At 68.2% G+C, this 12,461-nt stretch carries 11 protein-coding genes; 4 read left to right on the top strand and 7 right to left on the bottom strand.

Annotated features, from left to right (window positions below; translation table 11 throughout):
* Positions 1–42 precede the first annotated feature (42 nt).
* Positions 43–816, top strand: coding sequence for a class I SAM-dependent methyltransferase (locus tag G154_RS24965; RefSeq protein WP_019514684.1), 774 nt, complete (start codon positions 43–45; stop codon positions 814–816).
* Here the strand turns inward: G154_RS24965 and G154_RS24970 are convergent.
* Positions 804–2,279: a class I SAM-dependent methyltransferase gene (locus G154_RS24970; RefSeq protein WP_019514685.1), complete on the bottom strand. Its 1,476-nt coding sequence runs from the start codon at positions 2,277–2,279 to the stop codon at positions 804–806. The two genes, G154_RS24965 and G154_RS24970, sit on opposite strands and share 13 nt — an antisense overlap.
* Entirely contained in the window at positions 2,276–3,085 is an 810-nt protein-coding gene (locus G154_RS24975; RefSeq protein ID WP_023985443.1) for an SOS response-associated peptidase, read from the bottom strand. Before G154_RS24975 ends, G154_RS24970 begins: the two co-directional genes overlap by 4 nt.
* Positions 3,086–3,095: 10 nt before the next feature.
* Here G154_RS24975 and aroA point away from each other — a divergent pair, with 10 nt between their 5' ends.
* Positions 3,096–4,370: a 3-phosphoshikimate 1-carboxyvinyltransferase gene (gene aroA, locus G154_RS24980; protein WP_110807136.1), complete on the top strand. Its 1,275-nt coding sequence runs from the start codon at positions 3,096–3,098 to the stop codon at positions 4,368–4,370.
* Complete coding sequence (gene rsgA, locus G154_RS24985) at positions 4,367–5,353, top strand: ribosome small subunit-dependent GTPase A (protein WP_023985441.1); 987 nt, start codon at positions 4,367–4,369, stop codon at positions 5,351–5,353. The genes aroA and rsgA overlap by 4 nt, the downstream gene beginning before the upstream one ends.
* Before the next feature lie 80 nt (positions 5,354–5,433).
* On the opposite strand, the gene G154_RS24990 is transcribed toward rsgA, so the two are convergent.
* The 5 genes from G154_RS24990 to G154_RS25010 all read right to left on the bottom strand — a co-directional run bounded on the left by G154_RS24990 (position 5,434) and on the right by G154_RS25010 (position 11,763).
* Complete coding sequence (locus G154_RS24990) at positions 5,434–6,690, bottom strand: fatty acid desaturase (protein WP_019514689.1); 1,257 nt, start codon at positions 6,688–6,690, stop codon at positions 5,434–5,436.
* 72 nt (positions 6,691–6,762) lie between these two features.
* On the bottom strand, positions 6,763–7,929 hold the full coding sequence (locus G154_RS24995; RefSeq protein WP_019514690.1) for a ferredoxin reductase: 1,167 nt from the start codon (positions 7,927–7,929) through the stop codon (positions 6,763–6,765).
* 100 nt (positions 7,930–8,029) lie between these two features.
* Positions 8,030–8,530 (bottom strand): hypothetical protein, encoded by a 501-nt coding sequence (locus G154_RS25000; protein WP_019514691.1) that lies wholly within the window; start codon positions 8,528–8,530, stop codon positions 8,030–8,032.
* A 9-nt stretch (positions 8,531–8,539) separates the two neighbouring features.
* On the bottom strand, positions 8,540–10,309 hold the full coding sequence (locus G154_RS25005; RefSeq protein ID WP_019514692.1) for a BCCT family transporter: 1,770 nt from the start codon (positions 10,307–10,309) through the stop codon (positions 8,540–8,542).
* A 44-nt stretch (positions 10,310–10,353) separates the two neighbouring features.
* Positions 10,354–11,763 (bottom strand): wax ester/triacylglycerol synthase family O-acyltransferase, encoded by a 1,410-nt coding sequence (locus G154_RS25010; RefSeq protein WP_019514693.1) that lies wholly within the window; start codon positions 11,761–11,763, stop codon positions 10,354–10,356.
* A gap of 198 nt (positions 11,764–11,961) precedes the next feature.
* Here G154_RS25010 and G154_RS25015 point away from each other — a divergent pair, with 198 nt between their 5' ends.
* Positions 11,962–12,459 carry an Rv3235 family protein gene (locus G154_RS25015; protein WP_019514694.1) on the top strand — a complete coding sequence of 166 codons (498 nt, stop codon included), beginning with the start codon at positions 11,962–11,964 and terminating at the stop codon, positions 12,457–12,459.
* Positions 12,460–12,461 lie beyond the last annotated feature (2 nt).

Consider the following 12,461-nt stretch of genomic DNA (forward strand, 5'->3'; position numbering starts at 1 on the left):
CGTGGGCGCCCCCGCGCTCCCGCCGACGGCTAGGGTGACGACGTGTCCCTCTGGTCAGCAGGACGGTATGAGGCCGTCGCACAACAGATCTCTGCCATCGCCGCCCGCGTCGTGGACACCGCCGGTCGACTGCGGCCGCTACCGGATGCCGATATCGTCGACCTGGCCTGCGGCACCGGCAGTGCCGCACTCTCCGCCGCGGCGGCGGGCGCCACCGTGACGGGTGTGGACCTGACCCCGGAACTGCTGGCGATCGCGGCGGGTAAACCGGGCGGCGACGCGGTGCGCTGGGTGGCCGCCGATGCCGCCGCCACCGGACTGCCCGACGCGTCCTTCGACATCGCGGTGTCGAACATGGGCACCATCTTCGTCGAGCCGGCGGCGATGATGACCGAGGTGGCCCGGCTGCTCCGACCGGGCGGGGTGTTCGCCTTCTCGACCTGGGTGCGCGACGCCGAGAATCCGTTCTACGACCCGATCGTCGAGGTCCTCGGCCCACGCCCCGCGGGCACCCACAGCCCCGATCAGTGGGGTGACCCCGAGGTGGCCACCGCACGCCTGCTGACCGATTTCGACCGGATCACCATCGGACGCGGTGCGCATCCGTGGACCTTCGATTCGACGGCGCACGCCGTGCAGTTCATCACCGACGAGTCCCCCATGCACGTCGACATCCTGTCCCGACTCGACCAACCGACCGGCGCCCGTCTCGTCGAGGCGTTCCGGGCGGCATTGGATGCCCGCACGGCTGCCGACGGGACGGTCGGCTTCGAGGCCTCCTACGCGGTTGTCGCCGCCGTCCGTCACCCGGCCTGATACAGGATCCCGTGACCGATCGCCTCCCGGATCTCCGGCAGCGCGGCGTCGGCCAGCGCATCGGCCGCCACCCCGTGGTGCGCGGCCAGCAGGTCGATGAGGGTGCCGAGGGGCACCTCGCCGCGACACCCGGCCAGCAGCGCGGTGAAGACATCGTCGACGCCGATCACCGCACCCGGTCCGCCCGGACGGCGCACCGCCGCGCCGATCTGCTGCCAGCCATCCGGCCCCGGCAGCGAATGCTGTTCGAGCAGTACCGGTGCGGTCGACAGTCGGGCGGCGAGCAGGGCGTCATCGTCCGTGTCGCGCAGATAGGCGCGACGAGCGAGGAAAGCCTGCACCTCGACACCGGTCGGGGCCTCGTCGGCACCGGTGATCTCCTCGAGGATCTGTTCGGGCTGTTCACCGGCGGCCGGCCGGCGCACCGTGATCAGCCCCATCCCGATGGCCCGGACCCCCTCCTCGGCGAACCAGTCCAGCCACTGGCCGCCGCGGACCGCGGCCACCTCCGGCGGCTCGCCGGCGTCGGCCAACCACAGCGAGACATAGCTGACCGGATCGGCCAACTCCCGCTGCACCACCCAGGCGTGTAATCCGGTGCCTGCCAGCCACCCGGCCACCCGCTCGCGCCAGTCCTGTTCACCGACGATCCAGTTGGCCATGATCTGAGCCGTGCCACCGGGCTCAAGGTGATCGGGCAGCTGTTCGATCAGGTTGCGACACAACTGGTCGCCTGCCAACCCGGAGTCCCGATAGATGTAGTCGGTGGCACCCGAGCCGATGACGAACGGCGGATTGGACACGATCAGGTCGAACCGCTCACCGGCCACCGGCTCGAACAGGCTGCCCAGGCGCATATCCCAATTCATCCCGTTGAGCCGGGCGGTGGCCGCCGCCAACATCAGCGCCCGTTCGTTGGTGTCGGTGGCGACGATATCGGCACAGTGCGCGTCCAGGTGCAGCGCCTGGATACCGCACCCGGTGCCCAGATCCAACGCCCGGCGCACCGGGGTACGGATGATCGCCCGCGCCAACGACATCGACGCCCCGCCGATGCCGAGCACGTGATCGCGGCGCAACGGTCCGGCGCGCAGCGCGGCGTCCTGATCCGAGACCACCAGGTGATCGCGATCGCCGTCGCTGTGCGGGCGGATGTCCAGCGCCGCCCGCCATCCCCCGGGCCCCGCCGGCTCCAGTACCCCGGCCCCGATGAGCGCCTCCAGCGGCACCGATGGGAACGCCCGCTGCAATCGATCCCGCGATTCGACCGCACCGAGCAGGAACAACCGGACCAACACCGACAACCGGTCGGCGCCGGTGGCGCGCAGCGCCGGCCACCAGATGCCGCGGCCCAGCGCATCATTGGCCTCGGGCCCCAGTAGGGCGGCACCACCGTCGACGGTGAACCCTGCCGAGCGCAGGTCGGCACCCAGACCGTCGAGGAGCTGCGGTGTGAGTGTCAAAACAGGCCCTCGTCGTGCGTGGCGGGCTCGATGAGCTCCGGACCGTTGTTGCGCACGCTGTTCACCAGTCGCGACACCTCGCGGATCTCGATGCGGTCGAGATCACCGTGCCCGCGCAGCAGTCCCTCGTCGATCGGTGCGTCCGGGTCCAGCCAGCGGTCCCAGTCGGCGGCACTGATGGTCAGCGGCATCCGGTCGTGGATATCGGCAAGCTGCGCGGCCGAGTCGGTCGTGATGATGGTGCAGCTGAGCAGCGGTGGCATGTCCCGCGCCGCGTCCTTCGGCCGCCAGGTGGACCACAGCCCGGCCATGAAGAGCGGCTCACCGTCGGCGGCGTACATGTAGTACGGCGTCTTGGCGGGCTTCTTGGCGCCCTCGACGATTCCGGGCTTCCACTCGTACCAGCCGTCCATCGGGATCAGACAGCGCTTGTTCTTGGCCGAGCCGCGGAACGCCGGCGAGGTGGTGACCGTCTCGGCACGGGCGTTGATCAGCAGCGGTCCCTTCTTCAGGTCGGGACCGCCATCCTCGCCGGTCTTCGACCATGGCGGGATCAGTCCCCAGCGCATCGAGCGGATCCGCCTGCTGGACTCGTCCTCGGGTTCGTCCTGGGGTTCGTCCTGGGGCGAGCGAAGCGACGGGGAAGTATGGCCGTGGCGCTTGACCACGGAGCTGATGGTGGTGGTCGGAGCCACGTTGAAGTTGGGCCCGCCCTGGCCTTCGGCCGTCACGGTGGTTTCGTCCAAGGCCTTGATTTTCTCGGCCAGCAACGCCGGGTCGGTGGTCACCGCAAATCGCCCACACATACCAGGCAGGATAGAGGCCGTGAGCAACTGGCCGGCACCGACGACCACCACCCCCGTGAACGCCACCGTCGAGGTGCCCGGGTCCAAATCGCTGACCAACCGCGCGTTGGTGCTGGCCGCGCTGGCAGGAGCATCGACCATCGCCGGTGCGCTGCGCAGCCGCGATACCGACCTGATGATCGACGCCCTGCGCGCCCTGGGCGTGCGGGTCAGCGGCGCGGGCACCGACCTGACCGTCGAGGGCGCCGTCGCCCCCGCCGCGGACACCCGCATCGACTGTGGGCTGGCAGGCACGGTCCTACGCTTCCTGCCCGCGGTCGCGGCGCAGGGCGGCGAGACGGTCGTCTTCGACGGTGACGAACAGGCCAGGGCCCGCCCGATCGCGCCGCTGTTGGATGCGCTGCGCGGCCTCGGCGTCGACATCGAGGGCGATGGATTGCCGTTCCGGGTGCGCGGCCACGGCGCGGTGTCCGGTGGCGAGGTCCGCATCGACGCATCGGCCTCCTCCCAGTTCGTCTCTGGTCTGCTGTTGTCCGGTGCCGGTTTCACCGACGGGCTGACCGTGGTGCACACCGGCGACTCGGTGCCCTCGGCCCCGCACATCTCGATGACGGTGTCGATGCTGCGCAGCGCCGGGGTGAGCGTCGACGACAGCATCGCCAACCGATGGCGTGTCGAACCGGGCACGGTGGCCGCCATGGACTGGGTGATCGAGCCCGATCTGTCCAACTCCGTGCCGTTCCTGGCCGCGGCCGCCGTCACCGCGGGCACCGTGCGCATCACCCGCTGGCCCGCGGCGAGCATCCAGCCGGCCGGCGATATCCTCGATCTGCTGGCGCGGGTGAATGTGACCGCAGTACATCATGATTCGTACCTTGAAGCGCGCGGCGCCGCGCAGTTCGGCGGTATCGACATCGACTTGCACGATATCGGCGAGCTGGCCCCTGCGGTGGCCGCACTGGCAACCCTGGCCGCCCCGGGATCGGTGTCCACGCTGCGCGGGATCGCCCATCTGCGCGGGCACGAGACCGACCGACTGGCGGCGTTGCGCACCGAGATCACCAACCTGGGCGGTGACTGCATCGAGACCGACGACGGCCTGCGGATCACCGCGGTGCCGATGCACGGCGGGGTGTGGCGGTCCTACGCCGATCACCGGATGGCCACGGCCGGGGCGATCATCGGGTTGCGGGTGCCGGGCGTCGAGGTCGAGGACATCGCCACCACGGCCAAGACCCTGCCCGACTTCCCGGGGATGTGGGCGGCGATGTTGGGCCCGATGTGAAGTCGCGCGAGTACGACGAGTCCGATGTCCGGGTCCGCCCGGGCAAGGGTTCGCGTCCGCGCACCAAGACCCGTCCCGAACACGCCGACGCCGAGGACGCCATGGTCGTCACCGTCGACCGTGGGCGATGGGGTTGCGCGCTCGGTGGCGACCCGCACCGTAACGTCACCGCGATGCGGGCCCGTGAACTCGGCCGGACGCCGATCGTCGTCGGTGACGAGGTCGGCATCGTCGGTGACGTGTCCGGTCGACCGGACACGCTGGCCCGCATCATCCGTCGCGCTGAGCGGCGAACGGTGTTGCGGCGCACGGCCGATGACACCGACCCGACCGAGCGGGTGGTGGTGGCCAATGCCGATCAACTGCTGATCGTGGTGGCGCTGGCCGACCCGCCGCCGCGCACCGGGTTCGTCGACCGCGCCCTGATCGCGGCATTCACCGGCGGACTGATCCCGATCCTGTGTCTGACCAAGTCCGATCTGGCCTCTCCCGTGGAGTTCGCAGCCCAGTTCGCCGATCTGGATCTGCAGGTGGTGACGGCGGGCCGGGACGATCCGCTGGATGTGGTGGCACCGCTGTTGGCGGGCAAGGTGACGGTGCTGCTCGGGCATTCCGGGGTCGGCAAGTCCACGCTGGTGAATCGTCTTGTGCCCGATGCGGACCGGGCCACGGGGTCGGTGACCGGCGTCGGCAAGGGGCGGCACACGTCCACCCAGTCGGTTGCCCTGCCGCTGCGGGAATCGGGATGGGTGATCGACACACCGGGTATCCGGTCGTTCGGCCTTGCCCACATCAAACCCGATGACGTCGTTGCGTCCTTCTCGGATCTCGCTGCGGCCGTGGATGATTGCCCCCGCGGCTGCGGACACCTCGGGCCTCCCGCCGACCCCGAGTGCGCGTTGGACGCGCTGACCGGTCCGGCGGCGGCGCGGGTGGCCGCGGCGCGTCGACTGCTGGTCACCCTTGGCGAAGCGGGGTACTGAACACCACGAGCGTGCGTGAACGCAGAACCGCGAGCGGCGTGTCTTGGTGCAGACACGCACGCTCGCGGTTGTGGGTGAGCTCAGGCGGCGGCTTTGTGCTTGCGACGCCATCCACCGCCGCGAACCGCGGCGATCGCGGACTTCAGACCACGACGCTTGCCGGTGGCCGGATCGATACCGCCGAAACCGTCGAGTTCCTCGAACATCCGCTCGCTACGGGTCTCCGGCGCGTTGTCCCGGGTGTCCTTGAGGTACTTGTCCGGCAGCGACAGCTTGGCGATGGTGCGCCAAGCCTTGCCGTACTGCACCAGGAACGGTCCGGTGGTGTAGGGCAGATCGTACTTCTCGCACAACGCCCGCACCTTGATCGAGATGTCGTAGTAGCGGTTGCTCGGCAGATCGGGGAACAGGTGATGTTCGATCTGGTGGCACAGGTTGCCGCTCATGAAGCGCAGCACCGGGCCGTTGTCGAAGTTCGCGCTGCCCAGCATCTGGCGCAGGTACCACTGGCCGCGGGTCTCGCCGACCATGTCGGTCTTGGTGAACTTCTCGGCGCCGTCGGGGAAATGCCCGCAGAAGATCACCGCGTTGGCCCATACGTTGCGGATGATGTTGGCCAAGAAGTTGGCCCGCATCGTCGACTTGAAGGTCGCACCGGGAGACAGCGAGGTCAGCGCGGGCCACATCACGTAGTCCTTGGCGATCTGATGACCGGCCTTGACCCCGAATTCCTTCATCCGAACCACGGTCGCGGCACGGTCGTCGCGGCCCTTGAAGATCTTGCCGATCTCCAAGTGCTGCAAGCCGACTCCCCACTCGAACAGCGACATCAGGGCCGTGTTGAAGAGCAGGTTGAAGACGTTCATCGGTTGCCACTTGGCATCCCTGGTGACGCGGATGAGGCCGTAGCCCACATCGTCGTCCATGCCGAGGATGTTGGTGTACTTGTGATGCATGAAGTTGTGAGTGAACCGCCAGTGCTTGGACACCCCGCCCATGTCCCACTCCCACGAGGAGGAGTGGATCTCGGGATCGTTCATCCAGTCCCACTGGCCGTGCATGACGTTGTGGCCGATCTCCATGTTCTCGATGATCTTGGCCACGCCGAGGGTCGATGCCCCTGCCCACCAGAAGGATCGCTTGGAGCTGGCTGCCAGCAGCAGCCGGCCTGCGAGATCCAGGCCCCGCTGGAAGGCGATGGTCCGGCGGATATAGCGGGCGTCGTCGGCGCCACGCGAGTCTTCGATGTCTTGGCGGATCGCGTCCAGTTCTGCACCCAGCGCTTCGATATCCGCCTCGGTGAGATGCGCGAATTCCGGTACGTCGGTTACTGCCATGGTCGTTCGGCCCTCCTTCCGGTTACTACGGTAGCGTAACCTACGGCACCGTAGGTTACTAGTCAGTAAAAGCTATGCGTCCAATGTGCAGTTGCCGGATGCCGCGGAGACGCAGGTCTGCACCCGCGAGCCCGGCTCATGCTCCACACCGGTGCGCAGATCGCGGACATGCCCGTCGACCAGGCCGACAACACAGGACTGGCAGATGCCCATCCGACAGCCGAACGGCATCTGGATGCCCGCGCCTTCGCCGGCTTCCATCAACGAGGTGGCGGCATCGGCGGTCACCGTCTTGCCACTGCGCTCGAAGGTGACCGTTCCGCCGGTGCCGTGCGGCGCCGCCCGCGAGACGGCGAACCGCTCCAGGTGCAGATCATCGGCGATCCCGGCCTCGGTCCACACGCGCTCGGCATCGTCGAGCATCGCCTCCGGACCGCATGCCCAGGCCTGCCGGTCCCGCCAATCCGGTACTACCTCGTCGAGGCGGGTCAGATCGAGCCGACCCTGCGTCCGAGTGGTGCGCACCTGCATCCGGTAGCCCGGATGGGCATCGTGCAGCTCCTTGAGCTCACCGGCGAACATGACATCGGCCTCGGTGGGTGCCGAGTGCACGTGCACGATATCGGTGATCTGGTCGTGGCGGACCAGCGTGCGCAGCATCGACATGACCGGGGTGATACCCGAGCCCGCCGTCAGGAACAACACCTTGGCCGGGGCCGGATCCGGCATGACGAAATTGCCCTGCGGGGCGGCCAGCCGCACGATGGTGCCCGGTGCGACACCGCCGACCAGGTGGGTCGACAGGAAGCCCTCGGGCATCGCCTTGACCGTGATGGTGATGGTGCGCGGACCGCGCGAGCCCAGACCCGCCTGCCGGTCGCCGCGCACCGGCGCCGAGGTCAGCGAGTAGGACCGCCAGCGCCACCGACCGTCGACCAGCAGACCGATGCCGATGTACTGCCCCGGCGCATAGTCGAAGGAGAACCCCCACCCCGGCTTGATCACCAGCGTGGCCGAATCCACGGTCTCGCGACGGACCTCGACGACGCGGCCGCGAAGCTCGCGGGCCGACCACAGCGGGTTGGCCAGCTTCAGATAGTCGTCGGGCAGCAACGGGGTGGTGATGCGGCCGGCGATGGTCCGCAGGGCATGCCAGCCGCGATGACGGTCCGCGCCGGCGATCGTCGGGCGGACGGTATCGGCCACTTTGGCCGAGACCTTGATTTCATTCTTGGCCACTGCCTGTTGCTCCTCACGTGCGGCTAACCTACGGTACCGTAAGTTACGCGCCCGTACAGAACTTTGCAGACCGGAAACCGTCGCTGGAGAGCGATCTGCGTCACAGCAGTTCGAGCAGGAACGGCAACTCCTGCGGCGCGTACCAGGCGAGGTCGTGATCCTGGGCATCCCCGACCGCCAGCTCCGCATCCTCGTCACCGAGATCGGCCTCGTCGATCACCTCGATGGCCTTGAGCACCGCCGGCTCGGCCGCGGCATTGTCCACATACGCTGCGATGATGTGGTCGATCGCGACCGGACCGGCCAACCGGACCACGGCATCGTCGAGATCGGGCCGGACCGTCGCACCCTCGACATCGGCGACCAGCACCGCCCGCCGCGGCGGTCCGGCGCCCTCGCCCTGTTCACCGGCCAGCAACCGCATCGAGGCCAGGGCGGCGTCGGCCAGGGCCACTTCGGCCAGCTCGTCGTCGTCACCCTCGGAATAGGCCTCGCGCAGCGCCGGTGTGACCGCGAACGCGGTGCCGCTGCGGGCATGGATCAGCCGGTCGGCGACCAGCTGCGTCAGCATCGACAGGGTCGCCGGAATGTAGACACGCACCTGCCGAGACTAGCGCTCTGAGCCATCCTCCGACGCCGCCGCCGTCTCGGCCTGCTGGTCCGACTCGGCCGGTTCCTCCCCGGCATCGGGATCCTTCTGGACGGCGAGGACGAAATCGTCGCCGTGCTGGGTCACGCCCGCGATCACCGCCGAGTGCACCGCTTCGACCGCGTACTGGCGGCGCACCATCAGCGGATCTTGGCGCAGATCCTTCACCAGTGCGACGGCAAGCCCGATCATCACGACCACGAACGGCAAGGCCGCGATGATAGTGATCGACTGCAGCCCGTTGAGCGCGTCCGAGCCGCCGGCCAGCAGCATCACCGCGGCCACTGCACCGGTCGCGACGCCCCAGAAGATCACGGTCTTACGGCTCGGCTCGATGGTGCCGCGTTCGGACAGTGATCCCATCACGATGGACGCCGCATCGGCACCGGAGACGAAGAAGATCGCCACCAGCACCATGACCACCACACCGGCGATCCCGGCAAATGGGTAATCGCTGAGCAGCCCGAACAGCTGCGCCTCCTGGCTGCCCTCACCGGCGAGGTCGTTACCTGCGCGCTGGGAGTCGATCGCGGCGCCACCGAAGATGCAGAACCACACCAGCGACACCATGCTGGGGACGAGCAGGACACCGGTGACGAACTGCCGGATGGTGCGGCCCCGCGAGATCCGCGCGATGAACATCCCGACGAACGGGGTCCAGGAGATCCACCACGCCCAGTAGAAGATCGTCCACGAGCCGAGCCAGGCGTCGGTCTCGGCGCCCTCGGCTCCGGTGCGGGCGGCCATCATCGCCAGATCCTGGAAATAGCTGCCGATGGAGGTGGGGATCAGGTTCAGGATGAAGATCGTCGGCCCGACGATGAACACGAACAGGGCGAGCGCCAGCGCCAGCACCATGTTGATGTTGGACAACCACTGGATGCCGCGAGCCACACCGGACACCGCCGAGAGCACGAAGGCACAGGTCAGGATCGCGATGATGCCGATCAAGATGGCGTTACCGGTCTCCCCGATACCCGCCACGATCTGCAGACCGCTGCGAATCTGCAGCGCGCCGAGACCGAGCGAGGCGGCCGACCCGAACAACGTCGCGAAGATCGCGAGCATGTCGATGACCTTGCCCAGTCCCCCGTTGGCCCGGTCTCCGATCAACGGCTCGAAGGCCGCGCTGATCAGCTGGAAGCGGCCCTTGCGGTAGACCCCATAGGCGATCGCCAGACCGACGACGGCGTAGATGGCCCAGGGATGCAGGGTCCAGTGGAACAGCGTGGTGGCCATCGCATGTTGCACGGCCTCCGCATTGCCCTCGGGACCGGTCCCCGGCGGCGGGTCCACCAGGTGGGACAGCGGTTCGGCGACGCCGAAGAACATCAATCCGATACCCATGCCGGCGCTGAACATCATCGCCACCCAGGACACCGTGCGGAACTCGGGCTCCTCGTCGTCACGGCCCAACGGGATGTTGCCGAAACGGCCCACCGCGATCCAGAGCACGAAGATGACGAAACCCGAGGCGGTCAGGGTGAACAGCCACCCGGCATTGTGCAGAACCCATCCCAGCGCACCACCGGAAGCCTCCGACAAACCAGCGGTATCGACGAAGCCCCACGCCAGGAAAGCGACCGCGATGATGGCGGTGACGCCGAAAACGATCCAATCGAGGCTGCGCTTGTTGGTCAGGGCGTCCTCGTCGATCGGGACGTCGAGGACCGGGTGGGGAATCACATCGGACTTGGCAAGTTTCGTATCGTGGCTATCGGTATCAGGCATGGTTGATCCATCAGATACCGAGCGGGGCAACTTCGTCAACTCCGCTAACGACCGGCCTCAAGGAGCTCGTCGAGGGATTCGCGCAGCAGCAGCGGCAGCACATCGACATCGCTCATGGCGTCCCGATCGGCGTTGATTCCGAAGTAGAGCATGCCGTTGTACGAGGTCACAGCGATGGCGAGAACTTGGTTGGCCAGCAGCGGCGCGACAGCATAGGTCTCGAGCAGTTTCGCGCCCGCGATGTACATCTGCCGCTGCGCGCCGGGCACATTGGTGATCAGCAAATTGAACTGCCGGGCCGAGAAGCTGGTGGCGACCCGGATGCCCATCGCGTGCAGTGTCGGCGGGGCGAAGCCAGACAGCGTCACGATGGTGCGGGCGTCCACCAGACTGGCGGCGCTGGAATGCGATTCGGTGGCGTGCGCGATCTGCGAGAGCCGCACCACCGCGTTGCCCTCGCCGACCGGCAGATCGACCAGGAACGGCGACACCTCGCTGATCGCCTGACCGGGCCCGTCCGAGTCGATCTCCCCGTCGGGATACACCGAGTTGGGCGCCATGGCACGCACTGTCGAGGTGGCATTCACCGGCTCACCGCGCGAGAGCAACCAATTGCGCAACGCCCCGGTGACCACCGCGAGCACCACGTCGTTGACATCGCAGTCGTACCGGGCGCGCAGATCGCGGTAATCCTCCAACGCGTGCGCGGCGACCGCCAGTCGCCGGTTGCGCGAGACCGTGGTGTTCAGCGGGCTACTCGGCGCCGTGCCGCGCGCGACGGTGCGGGCCACCTCGGCCACCCGGCGGCCGACATCGACAAGGGCCCCGACGTTGGTGATCGTCTCCTGGACCGAGGACCGCAGCGCCGCGGCCTGGGCCGTCGGCCGGGTGATCCACTCCCCCATCGCGCCGACGAGCAGCTGCCCACCGCTGGGCTCCCGGGCCGGTATCCAGATGTCCTCACCGAATTCGGGCGCTTTCGGCGTGCGGTCGGCGATGACGTGGCCGATCTCCAACGCCGACATGCCGTTGACCAGCGCCTGGTGCGATTTGGTGTAGATCGCGATCCGGTTGCGGGCCAACCCCTCGATCAGATACATCTCCCAGAGCGGACGTGAGGCGTCCAGTGGCCGGGAACCGATCCGGGCGATCAGGTCGTGGAGCTGGGCATCGCTGCCCGGCGAAGGTAGTGCCGAGCGCCGGATGTGGTAGGTGATGTCGAAATCGTCATCATCGATCCAGACCGGCCTGGCGAGTCCGAACGGCACCGCCCGCACCTTCTGCCGGTACCGCGGGATCTGGGGTAGCCGCTGCTCCACGGTGGCCAGCAGCGTCTCATAGCCGAGCCCACCGCGTGGCTTGCGCACGATCGACAACGATCCGACATACATCGGCGTGGAACTGTTCTCCAGGCCGAAGAACGCCGCGTCCGATGCCGACAACCTGGTCACCATCGCGACGCGGACCCCCCTTGCTTGATGTCACCGCCACCGTAGCGGCACGGCGCGCATCTGCGCATCGCGGGTATTCGGCCGCGGGTTCGCCGACGGGCGGCCGATTTGCCGCGCGGTGGGGCGCGCACCGCGTGGGATCATCAATATGCCTGTCCCCTCCAGCAATTGCCGTATCCGACCCTGCCCGCTGGAGTACGTGTGACATCCATCCCGCAGCACCGCCCACACCCGGTGGTCACCACGCCGATCATCGACTGTGAGCCGCCGCCGCACGGCGGGCCGCACCATCGTCCGCCCACGATCGGCACGCCACGGCGTCGGACGCCGCGCCAACTCAGTCCGCCCGCGATCACCGGGGAGAGACCCGCGCCGACCGCGGCCGCGGTCTTCACCGACGCGGCGCTGCGCCGGGTGCTGGAGGTGCTCGATCGACGCAGGCCGACCAGCCAGTTGCGCGGCCTGCTGACCCCGACGTTGATCGATACCGTGGGCTCACTGGCACGGTCGCCACAGACCGGCCCGACCGCGATACTGCGACGAATCCGGCTGCGCAGCATCGTCATCGAGACCGACACGGCGGTGACGGCGGCCGAGGTGTTCGCGACCTACACCCGGGGGCGCCGGGTGCGTGCCATCGCGGCACGGGTCGAGATCGTCGCAGGCCGCTGGCAGCTGGTCGCGTTGCAGGTCGGGTGAAT

It is taken from the genome of Mycobacterium sp. VKM Ac-1816D (assembly GCF_000416385.1).
In the GTDB taxonomy this organism is placed as follows: Bacteria; Actinomycetota; Actinomycetes; order Mycobacteriales; family Mycobacteriaceae; genus Mycobacterium; species Mycobacterium neoaurum_A.

Coding starts and splice junctions, on each gene's coding strand:
- G154_RS24975 (WP_023985443.1), bottom strand. CDS start 3,085: ATGTGTGGGCGATTTGCGGTGACCACCGACCCGGCGTTGCTGGCCGAG.
- G154_RS25005 (WP_019514692.1), bottom strand. CDS start 10,309: ATGCCTGATACCGATAGCCACGATACGAAACTTGCCAAGTCCGATGTG.
- G154_RS25010 (WP_019514693.1), bottom strand. CDS start 11,763: ATGGTGACCAGGTTGTCGGCATCGGACGCGGCGTTCTTCGGCCTGGAG.
- G154_RS24990 (WP_019514689.1), bottom strand. CDS start 6,690: ATGGCAGTAACCGACGTACCGGAATTCGCGCATCTCACCGAGGCGGAT.